This window comes from Halopenitus salinus (genome assembly GCF_042662125.1).
Classification (GTDB): domain Archaea; phylum Halobacteriota; class Halobacteria; order Halobacteriales; family Haloferacaceae; genus Halopenitus; species Halopenitus salinus.
In genome coordinates this window covers 457,452-477,675 of sequence record NZ_JBHSXL010000009.1, presented here as the reverse complement: position 1 = coordinate 477,675, position 20,224 = coordinate 457,452, and the positions used below count along the sequence as shown (strand labels likewise).

16 protein-coding genes are annotated in these 20,224 nt (G+C 68.4%); 7 read left to right on the top strand and 9 right to left on the bottom strand.

Annotated features, from left to right (window positions below):
- The 6 genes from ACFQE9_RS11855 to ACFQE9_RS11830 form a co-directional block, all read right to left on the bottom strand.
- Positions 1 to 1,167 carry an enolase C-terminal domain-like protein gene (locus ACFQE9_RS11855; protein WP_379744727.1) on the bottom strand — a complete coding sequence of 389 codons (1,167 nt, stop codon included), beginning with the start codon at positions 1,165 to 1,167 and terminating at the stop codon, positions 1 to 3.
- A 93-nt stretch (positions 1,168 to 1,260) separates the two neighbouring features.
- On the bottom strand, positions 1,261 to 2,667 hold the full coding sequence (locus ACFQE9_RS11850; RefSeq protein ID WP_379744724.1) for an FAD-binding oxidoreductase: 1,407 nt from the start codon (positions 2,665 to 2,667) through the stop codon (positions 1,261 to 1,263).
- A 118-nt stretch (positions 2,668 to 2,785) separates the two neighbouring features.
- A complete protein-coding gene (locus tag ACFQE9_RS11845) occupies positions 2,786 to 3,481 on the bottom strand; it encodes a YqjF family protein (RefSeq protein WP_379744721.1) in 696 nt (231 codons plus the stop codon).
- A 622-nt stretch (positions 3,482 to 4,103) separates the two neighbouring features.
- Positions 4,104 to 4,481 (bottom strand): VOC family protein, encoded by a 378-nt coding sequence (locus ACFQE9_RS11840; RefSeq protein WP_379744717.1) that lies wholly within the window; start codon positions 4,479 to 4,481, stop codon positions 4,104 to 4,106.
- A gap of 335 nt (positions 4,482 to 4,816) precedes the next feature.
- Positions 4,817 to 6,472: a thiamine pyrophosphate-binding protein gene (locus ACFQE9_RS11835; protein ID WP_379744714.1), complete on the bottom strand. Its 1,656-nt coding sequence runs from the start codon at positions 6,470 to 6,472 to the stop codon at positions 4,817 to 4,819.
- An 82-nt stretch (positions 6,473 to 6,554) separates the two neighbouring features.
- Complete coding sequence (locus ACFQE9_RS11830) at positions 6,555 to 7,787, bottom strand: mandelate racemase/muconate lactonizing enzyme family protein (RefSeq protein ID WP_379744711.1); 1,233 nt, start codon at positions 7,785 to 7,787, stop codon at positions 6,555 to 6,557.
- 167 nt (positions 7,788 to 7,954) lie between these two features.
- Here ACFQE9_RS11830 and ACFQE9_RS11825 point away from each other — a divergent pair, with 167 nt between their 5' ends.
- Positions 7,955 to 9,019, top strand: coding sequence for a mannonate dehydratase (locus ACFQE9_RS11825; RefSeq protein WP_379744708.1), 1,065 nt, complete (start codon positions 7,955 to 7,957; stop codon positions 9,017 to 9,019).
- A 39-nt stretch (positions 9,020 to 9,058) separates the two neighbouring features.
- Here the strand turns inward: ACFQE9_RS11825 and ACFQE9_RS11820 are convergent, their stop codons facing one another.
- Positions 9,059 to 10,300, bottom strand: coding sequence for a mandelate racemase/muconate lactonizing enzyme family protein (locus tag ACFQE9_RS11820; protein ID WP_379744705.1), 1,242 nt, complete (start codon positions 10,298 to 10,300; stop codon positions 9,059 to 9,061).
- Positions 10,301 to 10,483: 183 nt separating this feature from the next.
- On the opposite strand from ACFQE9_RS11820, the gene ACFQE9_RS11815 reads away from it, so the two are divergent.
- Positions 10,484 to 11,833, top strand: coding sequence for a nickel pincer cofactor-dependent isomerase, group 22 (locus ACFQE9_RS11815; RefSeq protein ID WP_379744702.1), 1,350 nt, complete (start codon positions 10,484 to 10,486; stop codon positions 11,831 to 11,833).
- Between the two features lie 54 nt (positions 11,834 to 11,887).
- Here ACFQE9_RS11815 and ACFQE9_RS11810 read toward each other — a convergent pair whose 3' ends face one another.
- A complete protein-coding gene (locus tag ACFQE9_RS11810) occupies positions 11,888 to 13,816 on the bottom strand; it encodes an ATP-binding protein (protein WP_379744699.1) in 1,929 nt (642 codons plus the stop codon).
- 152 nt (positions 13,817 to 13,968) lie between these two features.
- On the opposite strand from ACFQE9_RS11810, the gene ACFQE9_RS11805 reads away from it, so the two are divergent.
- The 5 genes from ACFQE9_RS11805 (at position 13,969) to ACFQE9_RS11785 (ending at position 17,227) form a co-directional block, all read left to right on the top strand.
- The gene (locus tag ACFQE9_RS11805; RefSeq protein WP_379744696.1) at positions 13,969 to 14,304 is read left to right on the top strand and encodes a DUF7113 family protein; all 336 of its coding nucleotides are present in this window, start codon (positions 13,969 to 13,971) and stop codon (positions 14,302 to 14,304) included.
- A gap of 79 nt (positions 14,305 to 14,383) precedes the next feature.
- Complete coding sequence (locus ACFQE9_RS11800) at positions 14,384 to 15,310, top strand: HVO_0234 family beta-propeller protein (RefSeq protein ID WP_379744693.1); 927 nt, start codon at positions 14,384 to 14,386, stop codon at positions 15,308 to 15,310.
- A gap of 84 nt (positions 15,311 to 15,394) precedes the next feature.
- The gene (gene prs, locus ACFQE9_RS11795) at positions 15,395 to 16,243 is read left to right on the top strand and encodes a ribose-phosphate diphosphokinase (protein WP_379744690.1); all 849 of its coding nucleotides are present in this window, start codon (positions 15,395 to 15,397) and stop codon (positions 16,241 to 16,243) included.
- An 89-nt stretch (positions 16,244 to 16,332) separates the two neighbouring features.
- On the top strand, positions 16,333 to 16,560 hold the full coding sequence (locus ACFQE9_RS11790) for a DUF7860 family protein (RefSeq protein ID WP_379744687.1): 228 nt from the start codon (positions 16,333 to 16,335) through the stop codon (positions 16,558 to 16,560).
- A gap of 31 nt (positions 16,561 to 16,591) precedes the next feature.
- Positions 16,592 to 17,227, top strand: a complete 636-nt coding sequence (locus ACFQE9_RS11785; protein ID WP_379744684.1) for a uracil-DNA glycosylase — start codon at positions 16,592 to 16,594, stop codon at positions 17,225 to 17,227.
- A gap of 62 nt (positions 17,228 to 17,289) precedes the next feature.
- Here ACFQE9_RS11785 and mutS read toward each other — a convergent pair whose 3' ends face one another.
- On the bottom strand, positions 17,290 to 20,070 hold the full coding sequence (mutS, locus tag ACFQE9_RS11780; RefSeq protein WP_379744681.1) for a DNA mismatch repair protein MutS: 2,781 nt from the start codon (positions 20,068 to 20,070) through the stop codon (positions 17,290 to 17,292).
- Positions 20,071 to 20,224: the final 154 nt, after the last annotated feature.

Sequence of the window (20,224 nt, the reverse complement as noted above, 5' to 3'; positions counted from 1 at the left end):
TCACTCATAGACGCGGCTTCCCGTCTCGTTGTCCTCGATGAACGCCCAGTCGTACTCGACGCCGAGGCCGGGGCCGTCCGGGATCTCCACGTACCCCTCGTCGTCGATCGACTCCAGCTGATCGTCGTAGCCGTCGGCGTAGACCGGCGGCGTCGTGTTCGGGACCTCCGGATGGACCAACGCCATCTCGTAGTAGTTCGTGTTGCGCGTCGCCGCGATGCACTGCCGCTGTGCGGGGCCGGGAGCGTGATACTCGACGTCGAGGCCGAAGCCCTCGGCCACGCGGGCGCGCTTCATCGCGCCGGTGATCCCGCCATCGTACTCGGGATCGGCACGCACGAAGTCGGTCGCCTCGTTCGCGATGAAGTCCGTGAACGGCTCCAGTCCACGGACGTGTTCGGTCTGGAGGATGGGCGTGTCGAGCTTCTGGCGGAGCTTTCGGTGGGCGTGTTGGGAGATCCCGCCGTCGCGGTAGGGATCCTCGTACCAGTAATAGTCGTGTTCGTCACACGCCTTTCCCACCTCGAGCGCGTCACCCCACGTCTCGATGTGGCATGCCGGATCGCACATGAGGTCCATCTCGTCGCCGACGCGCTCGCCCACAGCGTGGACCACGTCGATCACCTCCTCGGTGTCGCGCCACTCGCCGCCCCAGACGTGGATCTTGAAGGCGGGGTATCCCATCTCGAGACACTCCTCGGCGAAGTCCGCATACGCCTCCGGCGAGTCGAGCCCGCCGTTTCGATCCCCGCCGTACGTCGAGGCGTAGGTGGGGATGCGTTCTCGGTAGGTGCCGAGCAGCTCGTGGATCGCGGCGTCGTAGTACTTGCCGGCAAAGTCCCACAGCGCGATGTCGATCGGCCCGATCCCCATCCGGTCGTACTTCCGCAGCGCGCGTTTGATCTCCGACCAGTGCTTCTCGCGGTCGAGCGGGTTCTTGCCGACGAGATAGTCCGCGACCATGTTCAACTCCGCCATCCCCGGCGAGTTCCCGCCCACGTACTCGCCCGTGATCCCCACGTCCGTGTGGACCCGAACGCCGAAGAGACGGCGCTCGGTCGTTCGTCCCGGATGATAGCCCATCCCGAATCCATCGGGGTACGGGCCGCGATCCTCGAGTTCGTAGCCGAACTCGGTCGACTCGATCCGCGTGATCGTCGGTGTCATGTGATGATCGGCGACACCCAACATGATAAATCCGACTCCGGCTCCACATCACGGAGGAGACGAACAGCGGAATCAGGTTCGATCGGAATCGCGTTACGTCTCGTCGGTGACGTCCCCGTCGTCCGGAAGGACCTTTCCGGGGTTCATGATCCCGTTCGGATCCAGGGACTCCTTGATGTCGTACATGAGGTCGACGGCGACGCCGTGCTCGCGCTCCATGAACTTGCGTTTCCCGATGCCGACGCCGTGTTCGCCGGTCGCGGTTCCCCCCATGTCGATCGCCCGCTTGACGATCCGGCGGTTCAACTCGCGGGCCCGCTCGACCGCGTCCGAGTCGTCGAGGTCCGCGAGCGGCGCGTAGTGGAGGTTTCCGTCGCCGGCGTGTCCGACGGCCGGACAAAAGAGGTCGAGGTCGTCGCTTTCGGTCTCGACCGCCTCCACGATGTCCGGATACCGCGATATCGGCACGACCACGTCGCCGACGATGGCGGGTTCCTCGCCGGGACGATGGCTGCGGACGGCGTCGTAGGTCTCGCGGCGCGCACGCCAGATCTCCTCGCGCTCGTCGCCGGCGGCCGACTCCCAGCTCGTCGCCCCGTTGTCCTCACAGATCGAGCGGACGAACTCGACGTCCTCCTCGACGCCCGCGGTGTTCCCGTGAACCTCGACGATCAGCGTCGGCGCGGCGGTCAACGAGAGGTCGTCTGCGTACTCGTCGATGATCTCGACGGTCCCCTCGTTCACGTACTCGATCGCGCCCGGTCGGACGCCGAAGCGGATCACCTCCGCGACGGCCTCGCTGGCGTGGCGCTCCGTCGGGAACGTGACGAGCGCCGCCCGCCGGTGTTCGGGGATCCCCTCGACGCCGAGGGTCGCCTCCGTGATCACCCCGAGGGTTCCCTCGCTGCCGACGAAGAGGTCCTTCAGACTGTAGCCCGCCGACGTCTTGACGACGTCGCCGCCGCACTCCACGATCCGCCCGTCCGGGAGCACGACCTCGAGACGGCGGACGTGATCGCGCGTCTCCCCGTAGCGGACGGCGTTGAACCCGCTCGCGTTGTTGGCGATCATCCCGCCGATCGTGGCGAGATCGCCGCTGGAGATGCCCGGCGGGAACCGTAGTCCGTCGCGGGCCAGCCGCTCGTTGAGGTCGTCGTAGACCACGCCCGGTCCGACGACGGCGTGGAGGTCGTCCGCACGCACCTCGATCGACTCCATCTCGTAGGTCGAGAGGACGATCCCGCCCGCGACCGGGATGGGGTTGCCCTCCAGGCTCGATCCGGCGGACCACGGGGTTACGGGGACCCCGCGTTCGTTCGCGGCCGCGAGGATCCGGGATACCTCCTCGGAATCGGTCGGCCAGACCACCGCGTCGGGCGTCCGGGGCTCGTGGGGGCTCGCGTCCCCGGCGTACTGCTCGCGGCGGCTCGCCTCGAAGCTCACGCGCCCGTCGTCGACGACGTCCTCGAGAAACCCGCAGTCGTACTCCGCCTTTTCCATGACGGGTGAAACCGTCGTGCCGGGTTAAGCGTTATCACGCGCTCGCTTCGGCCGCCAACTCCTCGAACGCCGCCTCGAACTCCTCGCCGAACGTCGCCTCGAACGGCTCCATCGGGCTTCACCGCCATTCCCGCCTGCTTCGGGAGGCGACGACGTCGACGCCGGGGGCGTAGTAACACACCGGATCGGCGTCCGGTCGCTCGAACCCGTGGGCCGACCACAGCGTGTTCACGTCGACCTCGGCGTCGGCCCGGTAGAGCGTCCACGGTTCGTGGTCGACGTTGGCGTACCGAAGCGTCCCCCGTTGATCCTGCGTGTAGAACCGATACCGCTCGAGGAGGAACTCCGCCATCGGGTCCTCCGGCGCCCGAAACGGCTCGCCGGTCGGCCGGTAGGTCGCCGCATAGCGGGCGGGGCGTGCGCCCGGATGTCGACGACGCGAGCGAAACCGCACTCGTCCGTCCCGCCACTCCAGGGATATCCGGGCGTAGTAGTACGGCAGGTGCTGAAAGATTCGGGCGCCGAGTACGCTCGCGATCCCCTGTGCGTCGAGGCTGAAGAAGTAGACGCTCGGGACGTCGTCGCGGGTGACGTACGTTCGGACGTTGAGCTCCGGCAGCCGGATCCCGAACGGTTCGGGAACCCCCTTCGGACGAACGGCGACGTTGGTGAACGGGACGATCGAGATCCACGCGGACCCGTCGTGGACGTCCGGCTCGAGCGGCTCCGGAAGCCGCGCGTCCAGCGTCACGGGATCGACCGGCCAGTTCTCGAACAACAGACGCCGCCAGCCCATCTCCAGGGGAACGACCATGCGATCCCTCCGTTGTCTCCGCCCAAAACGCCTTTGGGCGTTCCGAACGCGTCGCTCGAAGGGTCGCCTAAAATCATATTGCGATACATAGTTTATTTCTTAGAATTCGACGAAAACACGTCGAGATCCGGTCCGTACTTCACTCGAGGAGGAAGGCGAAGACGCCCGATCGTCGTCGACGAACCGATCCCCGATCGCGAGTCCCGATCCATGCGTTAGTCGAATCGTTGAGCGGAACGATCGACGCACAAATCGCCGATATCCCGGATATTTGCGGATGAGGTGTGGATAGAGCAGGTACGTCGATCGGGGGACAGTCATCGTGACCGCGAGGACGACCGCCGGTTCGAAGACACGAACGATCCAGGAACACCGCCGGATCGAATGAATCAACGAACGGATAATTCGTATGTATAGTACGATATCGTATATGTCTCGGCGAGCGTGATCGGCCGTCACGTCCGAATCGATCGCTTCCAAGCTCACGCGGCCAGTATCAGGTGATCAGTCCCACCTGGCCAGTCTCACGCGTCCGGTCTCACTCGGGTGCGTTCGATCCTCAGCTGTCGCTTTCCAGTGCGATCGTTCTCGGCCGCGAGCGTGGAGTCCGCGTCGACCCGATCTACTCCTCGAGCTCCTCGACGACCTCGACGACGTATCCCTCGGGGTCGGTGAGGAACGCGATCCGGAGCCCCTTGTCCTCGAGAGTCTTCGGACCGCGGACGATCTCGCTTTCGAACTCCTCGGTCAGAACCTCGATGGTCTCGTCGACGCTCTCGACGGCGATCCCGACGTGATCGAAGCCGGTCGGCGCGTCCTCGGCGTCGTCCTCGTGGAACTTGAACTGGATCTCCGCGTCGCCCTCGCCGCCGAGGAATCGGTTCGTCGCGCCGTCCCCGCCGGTGAACTCGCGGGTCCGCTCCAGACCGAGACCCTCCGCGTAGAACTCCTCCATCTCGTCGGCGTCCGTGACCCACATCGCCGGGTGTAACACGTCCATACCGACGAACGGTCGGGGACGAATAAATAGGTGTGCGATCCGATCGAGGACCGCACGGTTGCGGCTGGTCGCTCCCCGCCGATGGGGTTCTCCGTTCGGGAACAACATTGATCGGCGTGTAACGCCTCTATATCGGGTTCAAACCGGGATTCCGACACGTCGGAAACACATTCCCGATCGTTCGAGTATCGGGGGCACTCACGGATCGGTCGATCTGTCGGATATCATTACAACCATACAGTAGTAATTATTTTGCTCGATATCGGCTCACGGCTCACGGATGGCGAGCCGGCTCGAACGATCCGCAGTCCGTTCCCGACAGAAGAACGAGTCACTCACGTCATGAACTCGCCCGCCTGGGGTTCGTCCGGATCGGTGGGAATCTCGACGAGGGTCGGACCGTTCCCGATCGACTCGCGTGCGGCCTCCCGAATCCCGTCCGGCGTCTCGGCCCGCCTCGTGTCCATGCCCATCCCCTCGGCGATCCCCGCACAGTCGAGCGGGGCGTCGGTCCACCCGTAGGCGTTCGCACCGAGTTCGTAGCTCCGTTCGGCCTCCTCGCTGATGATCGCGTAGTCGTCGTTGTTGAACACGAACACGGTCACGTCGAGGGACTCCGCGACGATCGTGTGAAGCTCCTCGAGACACATCATCAAGCCCCCTTCCCCGATCAGGACGGCAACCGGCTGATCCGGATTGGCGATCGCGGCCCCGACCGCGGCGGGGATCGCGAGTCCCATCGACGCCCAGGAGCCCGGATTGACGTAATCGCGCGGGTCGTAGGCCGGGAAGGTCATGACCGTCCAGACGCGCGAGCCGCCGGCGTCGGCGGCGACGATCGTCTCACGGGGCAGCCCCTCCCGGATGGCGGCGAGCGCGCTCACGCTCGAAAGCGGGGGCTCCGTGACCGCGCGGAGCTCGGCCGTTCGTTCGGCCTCGGCGTTTCGAACGTCCCGGGCGCGGGAGCGACCGGATCCGGACGCCGACGTGTCCACTCCGACTTCGGAGCGCTCCCCCAGTTCCGCGTTGACGGCCTCGAGCGTCCGCTTCGCGTCGGCGACGACGGCGACGCTCGGGTCGTAGCCCGTTCCGACGTCGGACGGATGGAGGGTGACGTGGATCAGCTCCGCGGGGAGGTCGTACGACCAGCGTTTGCTCCAGACGGCATCGAAGTCGGAGCCGACGGCGAGGAGGGCGTCCGACGTCTCGAGACACCGCGTCAGTTCGGGACTCGTCGCGCCACAGAGCGCGCCCGCAAAGAGGGGGTGGTCCTCGGGGAACGTCCCCTTCCCCTTGTAGGTCGTCGCGACCGGCGCATCGATCGTCTCGGCGAGGGTTCGCAGCTCGGAGCTCGCCTCGGCGGCACGCACGCCGCCTCCCGCGATGATCGCCGGGGAGTCGGCTGCTGCGAGGCTATCCGCGGCCCGTCCGACCGCCGACGCCGGTGGACGGGGCGGTTCGGCCGGCTCGGTCTCGCCCGATTCGGCCTGTTCTACCGCCATCGGAACGAAGTTCTTCGGGATCCCGACCCGGACCGGCCCCTTCGGCGGCGTTTTCGCGATCGTGATCGCCCGATCGAGCTCCGCGACCGTGCTCTGTGGCGTCTCGACCGTCACGTTCTCCTTGACGACGTTGTCGTAGGTGTCGGGCGGCGTCTCGTGGATCCCGTCGCCGCCGCGGACCTCGGGTTCCGTCTCGACGGCGACGTGCACGAGCGGCGTGCAGTCGTTGAGCGCGTTCTTCAGCCCGTTCATCGCGTTCATGTCGCCCGGTCCGGGGATGACGACCGTGGCGGCCATCTCGCCGCTCGACTCCGCGTATCCCCACGCCTGATGGGTGACGTTCGTCTCGTGGCGGGCCATCACGAACCGGACGTCCTCTCGACCGCTTATCACCTCGTTCAACGGCAGGGTCTGTTTGCCGGGGATCCCGAAGACGGTCGAGATCCCGTGTTCCGTGAGACAGTCGACTATCGCGTGATCGTTTCGCATTGACCTGTGAATGGTCACCCGAGATCGATAAAACGTTTTGGTGGTATCGACCCCCGCCCGAGACGCCCGCGCCGATCGGCCCTCACCGCTTGCGGTGTTCCTCGACGACGTCCCAGTCGAGTTCGATCCCGAGTCCCGGATCGTCGGGGACCGCGATCCGGCCGTCCTGAATGAGGGGCTCCTCGCCGACGACGAGGTCGTCCCACCAGGGGACCTCGCGGGCGTGGAACTCGAGGGCGAGGAAGTTCGGAACGGAGGCGCCGACGTGGACGCCCGCCATGGTCGCGACCGGGCTGCCGATGTTGTGCGGGGTCAACGCGCAATAGCGGGTGTCCGCGAGGTCGCCGATCTTCTTCGATTCGGCGATCCCGCCGGTCTTCGGGACGTCGGGGGCGACGAAGTCGACCGCGCCGGCCTCGAGGAGGTCGCGGAACCCGTGGCGGCCGTACCGGTTCTCGCCGGTCAGGATGGGCACGTCGACCGCACGCGAGAGCTGGGCCATAGCCTCCGTGTTCTCCGGCGGGAGGGGGTCCTCGATCCAGATCGGACCGTAGGGCTCGACGGCCTCACAGAGACGCCTCGCCGACTCGGGGGCGAAGTTCCAGTGGAGGTCGAAGGCGTACTCCGCCTCGTCGCCGACCGCCTCCGCGACCGCCTCGACGAGCCGACGCTTGTGTTCGATCTCGGGGTCGGTGAGGTGTCTCGCCTCCGTCTGGATCTCGCGTCCCGAGGGGACGTCGAGGTCGAACTTGATCAGGTCGTACCCCTCCGTGACCGCCTCGCGCGCCTCCTCGGCGTAGGCCTCGGGCCGGTAGGTCTCCCGCGACTGTCCCTCCAGGGCCGCATCGATCATGGACTCGCCGGCGTGGCAGTCCGCGTAGATGCGGATCTCCTCGCGCATCTTCCCGCCGAGGAGCTGGTAGACTGGCTGGTCGAGCACCTTGCCGGCGACGTCCCAAAGCGCCAGCTCGACCCCGCTTATCGCGATCGTCGCGATCCCCTGTTGGGATCCGCGTCCCGAGAGGCTCTCGCGCATCAGGTGATAGAGCCGCTCGACGTCGAGGGGGTTCTCGTCGACGAGCACCGGACGGAGGTAGTCCGTGATGATCTCGTGGACGCCCGGTGCCGGATAGGCCTCGCCGATCCCCCGCACGCCGGCGTCGGTCTCGATCGTGACGATCGTCCACGGGAAGTTCCCGTCGATCACCACGGTGTCGAGGTCCGTGATCGCCGGCGTGTCCGTGGTCCGCCCCGGCGTCTCGTCGTAGTCGCCCCACATCGTCGTTGCGAGTTTCCTCGCGAAGTCCTCGTACATGCGTGAGACGCGTTGTGATGCCACATGCATTAAACGCCACGGTCGCGGTGATCGGCCGGGGAGGGCGCTACGCCGCCCCGCGATCCGGGACGGCGGTTGGAACACGGGTGGACACGCCGGGGTGCCGGATCGGTATCTATATATTTATCCTCTCGGCACGCCCGGGTATGAGCCACCGAGGCGACCCGGAAGACGGTCCCGTACGCGTCGGGTTTCGAACCAACACGCTCTCGGACGAGCGACTGCAGTACATCCGACAGCTCGGCGTGACGGACGTCTTCGTCAATCCCACGGAGCCGGAGGGCGGGACCGGCGGCGACATCTTCGTCGACGAGAGCGATCGGACCGAGACCGACCGGCGGCTTCCCCTCGGTCCCGAGGAGGTCCCCTCCGTGGAGTACCTTCAGTCGCTTTCTGCGGCGTGTGAGAGCTACGGCGTCGACCTCGCCGGGATCCACACCCTCGGGTACAACTGCTACGGGGACGTCAAGTTCGACCGCGAGGGCCGCGACGAGCAGCTCGCCGCGATCGAGGAGCTGCTCTACAACATGGGCGAGGCGGACCTCCCGATCCTCGGCTACCAGTGGAACCCCCGCGGCGTCGTCCCGATGCGGACCGGCACGGTCCCGGTCCGGGGCGACGCGGAGGCGACGAGCTTCGACCTCGACGACGTCGAACACGCCGGCGACCCGGCCCTCGAGCGCGAGTACACGGAGGCGGAACTGTGGGAGAACTACGAACGGTTCCTCGAGGAGATCCTTCCCGTCGCCGAGGAGGCCGGCGTCACCCTCGCGTTACACCCGATCGATCCGCCGAACATCGAGGAGATCGGCGGCATTCCGCGGCTGTTTCGGAACGTCGAGAGCTTCCGGCGGGCGATGGAGACGGTGCCGAGCGACCACCACGGACTGAAGCTGTGTCTCGGCTGCTTCTCCGAGATGGGCATCGACGTCACGGACGTCGTCCGGGAGTTCGGCGAGAGCGGCGACATCACCTTCGTCCACTTCCGCGACGTGGAGGGAACGGCGGAGTCGTTCAACGAGACGTTCGTCGACTGCGGCAACTACGACGAACTCGAGGTCATGCGGACCCTGATCGACGCCGGCTTCGAGGGAGTCGTCATCCCCGATCACGTCCCGGCGGTGCGCGACGACACGGACTGGGGCCACCGCGGTCGCGGCTTCACGGCCGGCTACCTGCGCGGGCTCGCGCGGGTCGCCGGCGAACGGTAGATCGCTCGTCCCGTATCCTCGCTCGTCGCAGTTCCACTCTCACTCGTCGTAGATGAACTCCGTCCAGGCGCCCTCCGTGGGCGGGTACTCGTCGATCACGTCGAGGTCGACGGTCACGCCGAGTCCCGGGCCGTCCGGAACGCTCAGGGTTCCGTCCTCGACGTCGATCGTCTCCTCGATGACGTCGAAGGCCAGCTCGAATGGGTACATTCCCGGGTCCTCCGGGTGATCGAGTGCGGGGTCGTCCTCGAAGATTGGATACTCGAGCAGCCGGACCTCCGGCGCCGCCGCCACGAGGTGGGCGTTCGCGATCAGGCCGAGCCACGTCCCGAAGTTGTGCGGGACGAACTCGACGTCGGTGCCGAGACAGTAGTCGATCGCCTCCGCACAGCCCGTGTAGCCGCGGTGATGGCGGACGTCGCCCTGGAGGAACGAGACGGCGCCGGTCTCGGCGAGCGAGATGAGACCGGCCGGGGAGGACTCGCTCTCGCCGCCCGCGAGCGGAACGCCGCGACCCGCGAGGTCGACGTACCCGTCGTAGTCGTCGGGCGCGGCCGGTTCCTCGACCCAGAAGGCGTCACGCTCGCCGGCGTGTTCGACGATCTCCGCCCTCGTCGCCGCGTCGTAGACGTCGCCGTCGAGCTTCCACCAGGTGTGGGCGTCGAGCATCACCTCGGTCTCCTCGACCGTCTCGGCGAGGAGGTCGATCGTTCGGACGTCCTCGTCCGGGCCGATCCCGGGGCGGTACTTGTAGCCGAAGAAGCCGAGCTCGTCGACGATCCGCGCCTGGTCGGCGTAGCCCTCCGGCCGCATGTACATCCCGCCGCTGGCGTACATCGGGAGGTCGTCGTCCGGCTCCGTGCCGTATTCCGCACACAGCAGCTCGTAGATCGGGGCGCCGACCCGCTTGCCCCGCAGGTCGTAGAGCGCGACGTCGATGGCGGAGGCCGCCTCGTGGCGAACCCGCTCCGGGAGGTTCGTCGCGTCGATCAACGCGTGTGCGTCCGCGATCTCCTCGATAGTCTCGCCCTCGAGGGCGTCGGCCACCTCCCCCTCGACGAGGTCCGCGAAGCTCGCCTGCGAGTCCCCCTCGAAGTACTCGCGCATCGCGGAGCTGCTCGCGCCCGCGGAGGCAAACCCGATCTCCCCGTCGGCCGTCTCGACGGTGACGAGCACGACGTCCCGCTTCAGCAGGCGGCGACGGCCGCCGTGAAACGGACGCGACTGTACCGGGTCGATGGGCGACGAGAGGGCGTACCCTCTCACCTCGCTGATTCGCATACCGGGAGAATCGCGGGGTGTGACATAAAACCACGTGGTCGGAACGCTTCGCGCCGATCCGGACGATTCAGGTCGATCCGGACGCTTCGCGCCGATTCGAACGCCTCGAGTCGGTCCGCACGTCCCCACCGCACCACGAACGCGTGACGCGAGTTTTAACCATCGTCCGTGCGAGGAGTCACCATGGCAGACGAGACGGACGACCGGATCGACTCGCGTGTGGTCCCCGAGGCGACGATCGTGGAGGCCTGTGGAGCGGTCGAGCTGCCGGAGTTCGGGGTCATCGAGCAGGTGTGGGAGACGGACCCGATCCCGGAGGCGGAGATCGCGGAGCGCGCGGGCGCGGCGGTTCGCGACCTCGAGTTCGGCGACGTGCCGGCCGGCGGCGAGGTCGCGGTGGGCGCGGGCTCGCGCGGCATCGCGAACCTCGCGTCGATCGTCGGCGGCGTGGTCGCGGAATTACAGGAATTGGGTTACGAGCCGTTCGTGTTCCCCGCGATGGGGAGCCACGGCGGCGCGACGGGCGAGGGCCAACGCGAGATGCTCGCGGAACTCGGCGTCACCGAGGAGTCCGTGGGCTGTGCGATCCGCTCGTCGATGGACGTCGTCGAGGTCGGCCGCACCGCGGACCGCGACGTCCCCGTCTACGCCGACGCCACCGCCGTCAACGCCGACGCCATCCTGCCCGTCAACCGCGTGAAGCCGCACACCGACTTCGACGGCGACGTCGAAAGCGGGCTCTCGAAGATGCTCGTCATCGGCATGGGCAAACAGAAGGGCGCGAAGACCGCCCACGAGTGGGCCGTCGACTGGAGCTTCCGCAACATGATCCCCGAGATCACCGAACGCCTCCTCGAGGAGCTGCCCGTCGTCGGCGGCGTCGCCATCCTCGAGGACCAGCGGGACGACACCGACCACATCGAGGGGATCCCGCCCGAGGGATTCCTCGGCCGTGAGGCCGAACTCCTCGAGACCGCCTATCGGATCATGCCGAAGATCCCCTTCGAGGAGCTCGACGTCCTCGTCGTCGACCGCCAGGGCAAGGACGTGAGCGGGCAGGGACTGGACACGAACGTCATCGGCAGGCGGCCGTTCGCCATCAACGAGCCGGCGCCCGAGACGCCCGAAATAAAGCGGATCTACACGCGCGGGCTGACCGAAACGACCCACGGGAACGCGATGGGGATGGGCTCCGCCGACTTCGTCCATCACGACGTCGCGGCGGAGCTCGCGAGCGAGACGACGCTGATAAACGCCATCACGGCGAGCACGGTTCGCGGCGTTCGCCTCCCGCCGGTCGTCGAGACCGACCGGGCCGGACTGGTCGCCTCACTGTCGACCCTCGGCGTGGTCGGCCCCGACGACGCGCGCGTGCTCCGCGCGACCGACACGATGCGACTCGACCGGCTGTACGCCTCACCGGCGCTCGTCGAGGAGGCGCGCGAGCGCGATGACCTCCGGGTCGTCGCCGAGCCCGAGCCGATCGACTTCGAGGACGGCGAACTCGCGGCGCCGACGCCCCACGAAGCCTGATTCGGCGTCCCCGGACCGGGTCGCTCCGGGTCCCGACGTCTCCCCCGGCTCCGGTCAGGAGCCGTGACGGGTGAGACACCGCGGAATCCCGGTCAACTCGACGGGTTCGGAGTTGTCCGGCGAGTAGACGACCATCTGGCCCTTCTCCATGTAGGGAACCTTGCCGGCCAGGTTCGTCGGGATGTTGACGCTCGAGATCGCGTCCTCGTCGCCGAGGTTCAACACGATTTTCGTGTTGACCTGTTTGAACACCGACTCGGCGACGTCCTGTGGGTCCTGGGTGATGAGGAAGAGCCCGAGCCGCTCCTTGCGCCCCTGTTTGGCCGCCTCCGTGAACTTGCGGATCACCTTTCGCGCCTGGACGTTCTCCGCGTCCGCGAGGAAGTTGTGTGCCTCGTCCATCCCGAGAAGCAGCGGCGTCTCCTTGATCCGGTCGCTTTCGGGATCGTTCGAGAGCTTGTCGTCGATGAGCATCGTCGAGACCGCGAGCACGAACATCTCCTTTTGTCTGGAGGTCGGCAGGTGATAGGTCGGGATCACCGTCAGTCCGCCCGGACGGACGAGCGTGTGGTCGAGGTCGGTGATCGGCCGGGCGTCGCCGTCGAAGACGCCCCCGGGAACCCCGTGGACCCGGCGTTTGACCGCGTCGAAGGTCGCCTCGTGGACGCGTCCCGACTCGTGAAGCTCCTCTTTGAGCGCCGGGTCCTCGAGGTACGAGAGGAACTCCTCGTAGGTCCCCGCGTCGCCGTAGTCGCGGAAGAACCGGCTCAAAAGCGTCGCGAGCCCGGAGTACTGGTTGTCGTTGAGACTCGCGCCGGCGACGAGCCAGGGGCGCTCGCGGACCAACGAGAAGGGGATCGTGAACTCGACGCGCTCGGCGCGGTGGCCCTCGCCGGGGTAGGTCGCCGTCGGCGTCGTCGGAACCAGCGCGACCGTGTCCTCGTGGCCCCCGTGGGCGATCCCCTCACGCTCGAGGCGCCGCTCGAAGGCGTCGTCCATCTCGGGGTTGTCGTCGTGCATCTGGGCGTACTCGTCTTGCGGATCGAACTGGACGACCGCCATCCGGGACTCCCGGCCGTCGTCCATCTCGTAGCGCCGGTCGCCGTCGAGGTACTGACGCAGGACGTTCTTCGAGGCGTGGGTCTTCCCCGAGCCGGTCCCCCCCGCCACGAGCGTGTGTCGGAAGACGAGCGGATCGCCGTCGACGTAATCGTCGTTCAGCCGGTAGTCGACCGTCGGCGGGCTCGCGGCCGTCTCCACCGTCTCGCCGCCCACCGCGAGGTGGCCGAGGAAGACGCCGTCCTCGGGGATCTTCAGGCCGGTCTTGATCTCCGAGGCGTCCGCGGCCTCCTCGATCACGGCACCCGGCTTCGGGACGCGGTCCGTCATCCGCCGTTTCGTCTCCCCCCCGTCGTCGTAGACGATGGACATCGGCTCCAGATCGGCGACGAACTTGTAGTCGCGTTCCGTGAACTCGTCGCGTCGCATCTGCCGGCGGGCGTGGATCTCCGTGGCGTCGTCCGACCGGAACTCCTGGGCGTACTCGAGTCCCGTGATCCGACAGAAGAGCCGTTCGCCGTCGGGATAGGACGCGATCAGGTACTTGCCGATCCGGACGGACTCGCGGTTGCCGGTCGTCACGAACGCGCGAAGCGTCGTCTCCTCTTCGTCCTCGGCGACCCGGAGGCCCTGAGAGACCGAGATCACGCCCAGGCCGACGTCCTCGCCGCTCGCCTCCGCGGCGTAGCGCTCGAAGGCACCCGACCCCGGGTCGTCCGATCCCGGATCGTCCGCTCCCGGGTCGGCTCCCCGGTCGCTCGCGTTCCCTTCCTTTCGCGCATCCGGATCCGCGGCCACATCCGGATCGGTGGTCGCATCCGGATCGACGGCCGCGGGGCCGTCGTCGTCCGGATCCGCCGACTGGTTCGACTCCGCCGATCCGTCCTCGTCGGCGGAGAACTCGGTGAAGTCCTCGAGGGTCATACCTCCCACACGCCGCGGCAGGGGCAAATCGCTTTCCCCCGACCGTCCTCCGTGACCTCCGTGACCTCCGTGGTCTCCGTGGTCTCCGTGCTGCTCGACGTCCGAACCCCCGGTGAACAACCAATATACGTCCCGAGACCCTCCTCTCGTTCATGCTCCTCGTGACCGGACGCGGCGGCGGGACCGAACTGACCGGGACCGTCTTCGAGCGCGGCGAGGAACCGCCGACCTACGCCGGCGCGCCCGAGGAGGGGGCGCCGTACGTCTGGGTCTGCGACTCGTTCTACCAGGTCGAAAGCGGCGGCTCGGCGCTTTCGATCGACGGCGAGGAGATCCGGATCGCCTTCGAGGAGCCGATGCCCCGCGGCTTCGACACGAGAGACCAGGCGCTCTCGGCCGCCGAGGAGCACGTCCGGACGCAGTTCGCTCGGATCGGCGTCGATCCCGACGAGGTCGTGGTCGACGTCGTCAAACGGAACCCGGCCTAGCGTCCCACCTCCTCCGGAGGCGGTCCTCGCCGACCGCTCGCGCGACCCTTTTTGTCGACGCGGGCCGCAGTCCCGATCGATGCCCGACGGGGACGACATCTCGATCGAGGAAAAGCGGGTGTACGCCGGCTCGGCCGGGAGAACTGACGTCCTCCTCGCGAGCGCGGACGGGCTCGTCCGCGTGGCCGTCTCGGGGGACAAGGTCGGACAGTTCTCGATGGTCGATCCGTCGCCGGCGCGCGACGTCGCGGTCCTGCCGCGAGCGGCCGGCCCGGACCGTCTCGCGATGGCGACCGACGAGGACCTGTTCGTCGCCGCGTTCGACGGCGACGACCCCCAGCTCGAACCGACCGGGATCGGATCCACGGCCGCGGTCGGCCTCGTGGGGCCCGCCGGTCCCGACGCGTTCCTCGCCGCGACCGACGCCGGCGGGATCGTGGTCGTACCTCCCGAGGCGAGCGACGGGCCCGGCGTGGAGACGGTCGGAACCGTCCCGGATCCCCGGGCGGTCGATTCCGGACTGGTCGCGGCCGGTGACGGCGTCTATCGGCTCACGTCCCGGGGATCGCAGGCGGTCGAAGCCGGCGGGATGGACGGCGGTTCGACCCTGCGACTCGAGCACGTCGGGCTCTCGGACGTTCGCGACGTCGCCGGCGCGGGCGTGCCCCTCGCGGGGACCGCGGACGGACTCTACTGGCTCGCCAACGGCTGGCGGGACGCGCTCGACCGACCGATCGACGTCCTCGCGGCTGACGGAGAGGGGCACGCGCTGGCGGCGGGCTCCGACGGATTGTCGGTCCACCGCGGACGCGAGTGGGACGGCGATTCCTGGGACGAAAGCGACCTCCCGGTCGGCGGGAACGCGACCGCGCTCGGCTACGGCCCGGGGATCGCCCTCGCCGCGACGGACGGCGGAGCGCTGTGTGTCGACGCCGACGACGGCTGGCGCCACCAGGTCGTCGGGGTCCGCGACGTCTCAGGGATCGCGGTCCGGTCGGTCGAGTGATCGCCGGTCGAGTGATCGCCGGCCGACTAACCGCGGTCCGCCCCGAACGAAAACGGGTTTAACCCGCTTCGAGAAACGACGCGTATGATCGTACCGAGCTCCGGCTCGCAGACGCTCGCCGCCACGCTCGCCGAGGAGACGGGGGAGACGCTGGCGACGCCGACCTTCGAGCGCTTTGCGGACGGCGAACTGCTCGCGGCCGTCCCCGGCTTCGAGGGGGAGACGGCGGCGGTCGTCGCCTCGACGCCACGGGACGCCGACTGGATCGAGCTCCTCCAGCTACAGGACGCGGTCCGGGAGGCCGGCGCTGACGAGGTGGTGACCGTGATCCCCTACCTCGGTTACGCCAGACAGGACCGGGCGTTCAAGCCCGGACAGCCGGTCTCCGTGCGCGCGATGGCCCGCGCCGTCTCGACCGGAACTGACCGGGTCGTTCTCGTGAACCCCCACGAGCCCGCGGTCCGCGAGTTCTTCGAGGTCCCGGTCGAACTCGTCGACGCCGCCGGCGCGCTGGCCGATCCGCTGCCCGATCTGTCGGATCCCCTCTTCCTCTCGCCGGACGCGAGCGCGATCGGCATCGCCGAGACGGTGCGGGACGCCCACGGGAGCGGCTCGACCGACTACTTCGAGAAACACCGCGATCGCGAGGACGGCACCGTCGAGGTCTCGCCCTCGGATGCGCCCGTCTCCGGCCGCGACGTGGTCGTCGTCGACGACATCATCGCGACCGGATCGACGATGAGCCAGTCGATCGCCGTACTCGACGAGCGTGGCGCCGAGCGGGTCTTTGCGGCCTGCGTCCATCCGGTCCTCGCGAGCAACGCCGTGAGCAAGCTCCGGTCCGCGGGCGTCGAGCGAATCGTCGGCACCGACACGCTCGAACGCGCCTGCAGCGAGGTCTCGGCGGCGGCGGCGATCGCGGACGCCCTCTGATCGGGCTCTCTCGAATCGGCCGTTTTCGTCCTCCAGTCGGATCGCCTCCGGATCAAAACGTATACACGCGATCGCTCGCCATGGTCGGTATGGCCGGGCGATACGGCGAGATGGACTACGGATCGTTGACGAAGGGCGGCGTGGCGTTCGGAGCGGTGCTTTTCGCGATCGGCGCGATCGTCGAGGTGACGCTCGGCGGGAGCGGCGTGCTCTCCCCGACGCTCGATACGGCGCTTCTCACCATGGAGTTCCTCGGGCCGGTCGTGGCCCTGCTGTCCGTGGTCGTCTTCGGGATCGCGATGCCGCTCACCGAGTGACCACCGGCGGCGTCCGTCGCCGGCACGTGACATGACCGACGACCCGGAGTTCCCCGACCGACGCCACGTCCTCGAGCCGGGCTGCTCGCGGTGTGAGGCGCTTTCGGCGGATCGAACACGCATCAGCTGGGGGACCGGCCCGCTCGACGCCGACGTGCTCGTGGTCGGGGAGGCGCCCGCGGCCGGCGACCCCGAGGCGGACCGCTGGCGCGGCGGCAACCTGACGGGCATGGCCTACACCGCACGCCACTCCGGCCGCCGGATCCGGCGGCTGTTCGAGGACCTCGGCTACGGCGATCGGACCTACTACACGAACGCCGTCAAGTGCTTCCCCCGCGACCGTGACGCCGACGCGCTCGCGAACCGCGAGCCGACCCGCGAGGAGCGTGACACCTGTCGCGTTCACCTCCGAACGGAGATCGATCGCGTCGACCCCGCGGTGATCTGTCCGACCGGCAGACACGCCACCGTCTCCGTCCTCGCGCTCTTCGATCGCGACCTCGACGGCTTCCTGGAGTCGGTTCTCGAGTCGATCCCCGTCGAGGGCGACGCGACCGTGATCCCGTTGTTGCACCCGGCCTACCAGGACGTCTGGCGCGCCCGGCTCGGCTACGACGCCGACGAGTATCGCTCGGCGATCGCGGAGGCGCTTTCGGCGACGCGTTGAACGCGTCGGTCCGGCGGTGGATGTCCTCGTTCGTCGTCGGGCCTCCTTCGGTCCGGCGTCGGTCACTCCCCGTCCGTGAGCCGCCGCTGCCACTCCTGGATCCGCCCCGACAGCTCCAGCGGCGGGGTCTCCTCCACGTCGACGTCGGCCAGCTCCTCCAGGACGGATTCGACCTCCGGATCGACCGCGGGATCCGTCCTCCCGCTCCCGTCCGCTCCCTCGTCGGATCCGCCGACTCCCCGGCTCGGATCGCCGTCGGTCAGGGCCTCGGCCGGTCCTCCGGTTTCGGTCGCCTCCCTCATCGTCTCCGGCCCGGAACCGCTCCCCGACGCGGCGTCCGACTCGAAGGATCCCGACGAGAGGTCGAAGACGACCTGGGTCGTCTCGTCCCCGCTGGCGTCCGCGAGACCCGCGTTCCCGCCGCGAGCCTCGATGGCCTTCTCCTGGCGGAGGCGGTCGAGGACGGTCCCCGCGCGATCGACCACCGGATCGGGAACGCCGGCGAGATCGGCGACGTGAACGCCGTATGATCGGTCCGTGGGGCCCTCCCGGACCGTCCGCAGGAAGGTGACGCCGCGGTCGTCGTCCCCGTCGCCGTCGTCGACCGCGACGTGGACGTTCTCGACGCGCGGCAGGTGGTCGGCGAGCGCCGTGAGCTCGTGGTAGTGGGTCGCAAATAGCGTCCGCGCGCGGACCTCGTTGTGGAGGTACTCCGTGGCCGCCCACGCGATCGAGATCCCGTCGTAGGTGGCGGTTCCGCGGCCGACCTCGTCGAGGATGACGAGCGACTCCTCGCTCGCCGAGTGGAGGATCTTCGAGAGCTCCTGCATCTCGACCATGAACGTCGAGCGACCCTGCGCGAGCTCGTCGAGCGCCCCGACGCGCGTGTAGATCCCGTCGACGAGGCCGATCCGGGCCGCACGCGCGGGGACGAAGCTGCCGACCTGCGCGAGCAGCGTGATGAGCGCCGCCTGCCGCATGTAGGTCGACTTCCCGCTCATGTTTGGGCCGGTGACGATCAGGAACCCGCGGTCCTCGTCCAGCCGAAGATCGTTGGGCACGAAGTCGGTCGTGCGCTCGACGACCGGGTGGCGTCCCGCCTCGATCGCGAGCTCGCCCGGTTCGGCAAGGCTCGGGCGCGTCCAGTCGTTTCCGGCGGCGTGTTCGGCGAGCGAGCAGAGCGCGTCGAGTTCGGCGATCGCCCGCCCGACGTCCTGTAACAGCGCCGCCGCGTCGCCGACGCGGTCGCGGAGCTCGCCGAACAGCTCCCGCTCGAGATCGGAGCGCGCCTCCTCGAGCCGGAGGATCTCCCGCTCGCGCTCGGCCAGCTCGTCGGTGACGAACCGCTTCGAGTTCTTCAGCGTCTTGATCTCGCGGTAGTGTTCCGGCACCTGATCGGCGACCGACTTTCCGACCTGGACGTAGTAGCCGTCGGTCTTGTTTCGGTCGACCGTCACGTGTGAGAGGCCGTGGTCGCGCTTTTCGCGCTCCGCGAGCGTGTCGATCCATCGCTTCGCCTCCTCGTGGCGGTCGATCAGCTCGTCGAGTTCGGCGTCGTGGCCCCGCGCGATGATCCCCCCGCTCGAGACCGAACTCGGCGGGTCCTCGGCGAGCGCCTCGTCCAGTTCGCTCCGGAGTTCCGCTGCCGTCTCCCGATCGGGGGCGTCGACGACCGCGGCGACGGGCGAGTCCGCGAGCGGCGTTCCCGCTATCGCCTCCGACAGGTGCGGGATCAACCCGAGCGTGTCGCGGACGGACAGGAGCTGTCTCGCGCCGGCGCTGCCGCTCGTGGCGCGGGCCGCCAGCCGCTCGAGGTCGTACGCGTCCGTGAGGATCTCCCGGAGGTGATCGCGCTCTATCGGCGCCGCCGCGAGCGCCTCGACGGCGTCGTGTCGTCGCTCCAGCACCTCGCGGTCGCGGCGGGGTCGCGTGAGCCACTCGCGGAGCAGCCGCGAGCCGGCGTTCGTGACGGTGTGGTCGATCGTCGCGAGCAGCGACCCGTCCTCGCCGCCGCGGATCGTCTCCGTCAACTCGAGGTTGCGCTGAGTGGTCGCGTCCAGCTCGACGCGGTCCGTCGAGCCGTAGACGGTGAGCCGCGTGATGGACGCGAGCACGCCGGCGCCAGTCCCCTCGACGTACGCGAGCGCGGCGCCGGCGGCCCGGATCGGCGGTTCGGAGTCGAGCCCGACGCTGTCGAGCGTCTCGGTGCCGAACCGCTCGCGGACCGCGCGCCTCGCCCGTCCGGGCTCGAAGGAGGCGGTCTCCGGAAGCGAGACGGTGGTCTGGAGGTTCTCCCGGAGCCCATCGAGGAGCTCGTCGTCGGTTCGAACGTTCGGGCCGGGCAGCACCTCGACGGGGTCGAACCGATAGAGCTCCGCGCGCGCCGCGGCGGCGTCCGCCGCCGTCGTGAGGAGGAACCGCCCGGTCGTCACGTCGGCGAACGCCAGTCCGTACGGGTCGCCGTCCGCGCCCTCCTCGCGGACGATCGCGGCCAGGTACTGCGCCTCGGCGTCCGTCGTCTCGAGGAGGGTGCCGGGGGTGACGACCCGGGTGATCTCGCGAGCGTGGCCGTCCTCGGTCTCGTACTGGTCGGCGACGGCGACGCGGCGGCCGCGCTCGACGAGCGCCTTCAGGTACGGCGTCAGGTCGTCGATCGGGACCCCGGCCATCGGATACGACGAGCCGTGTGAGGACTTCTGTGAGACGGTGAGGTCCAGCTCCTCGCCGACGATCTCGGCGTCCTCGGCGAAGAACTCGTAGAAGTCACCACACTGCATCGCCAGGAGGTCGGCGTCGGTCTCCGATTTCAACTCGAGGAACTCCTCGACGATCCCGGTGGCCATACCCCTATTCGGCGGGTGGACGGGTAAAACGCTGCGGGTCGTTTCGGCGGATCCTTCGCGCTCTCGCGTCCCGAAGCCACGTCGTGTGGTTGGGTAGTGTTTGACGGGGGTGGCGGTCGTTCTCCCGAGCGACGGTCGACGCGTCGAGCCGATC

Excerpts from the sequence above, each read along its gene's own strand:
- ACFQE9_RS11855 (WP_379744727.1), bottom strand. The coding sequence starts at position 1,167 with ATGACACCGACGATCACGCGGATCGAGTCGACCGAGTTCGGCTACGAA.
- ACFQE9_RS11850 (WP_379744724.1), bottom strand. The coding sequence starts at position 2,667 with ATGGAAAAGGCGGAGTACGACTGCGGGTTTCTCGAGGACGTCGTCGAC.
- ACFQE9_RS11845 (WP_379744721.1), bottom strand. The coding sequence starts at position 3,481 with ATGGTCGTTCCCCTGGAGATGGGCTGGCGGCGTCTGTTGTTCGAGAAC.
- ACFQE9_RS11840 (WP_379744717.1), bottom strand. The coding sequence starts at position 4,481 with ATGGACGTGTTACACCCGGCGATGTGGGTCACGGACGCCGACGAGATG.
- ACFQE9_RS11835 (WP_379744714.1), bottom strand. The coding sequence starts at position 6,472 with ATGCGAAACGATCACGCGATAGTCGACTGTCTCACGGAACACGGGATC.
- ACFQE9_RS11830 (WP_379744711.1), bottom strand. The coding sequence starts at position 7,787 with ATGTACGAGGACTTCGCGAGGAAACTCGCAACGACGATGTGGGGCGAC.
- ACFQE9_RS11825 (WP_379744708.1), top strand. The coding sequence starts at position 7,955 with ATGAGCCACCGAGGCGACCCGGAAGACGGTCCCGTACGCGTCGGGTTT.
- ACFQE9_RS11820 (WP_379744705.1), bottom strand. The coding sequence starts at position 10,300 with ATGCGAATCAGCGAGGTGAGAGGGTACGCCCTCTCGTCGCCCATCGAC.
- ACFQE9_RS11815 (WP_379744702.1), top strand. The coding sequence starts at position 10,484 with ATGGCAGACGAGACGGACGACCGGATCGACTCGCGTGTGGTCCCCGAG.
- ACFQE9_RS11810 (WP_379744699.1), bottom strand. The coding sequence starts at position 13,816 with ATGACCCTCGAGGACTTCACCGAGTTCTCCGCCGACGAGGACGGATCG.
- ACFQE9_RS11805 (WP_379744696.1), top strand. The coding sequence starts at position 13,969 with ATGCTCCTCGTGACCGGACGCGGCGGCGGGACCGAACTGACCGGGACC.
- ACFQE9_RS11800 (WP_379744693.1), top strand. The coding sequence starts at position 14,384 with ATGCCCGACGGGGACGACATCTCGATCGAGGAAAAGCGGGTGTACGCC.
- prs (WP_379744690.1), top strand. The coding sequence starts at position 15,395 with ATGATCGTACCGAGCTCCGGCTCGCAGACGCTCGCCGCCACGCTCGCC.
- ACFQE9_RS11790 (WP_379744687.1), top strand. The coding sequence starts at position 16,333 with ATGGCCGGGCGATACGGCGAGATGGACTACGGATCGTTGACGAAGGGC.
- ACFQE9_RS11785 (WP_379744684.1), top strand. The coding sequence starts at position 16,592 with ATGACCGACGACCCGGAGTTCCCCGACCGACGCCACGTCCTCGAGCCG.
- mutS (WP_379744681.1), bottom strand. The coding sequence starts at position 20,070 with ATGGCCACCGGGATCGTCGAGGAGTTCCTCGAGTTGAAATCGGAGACC.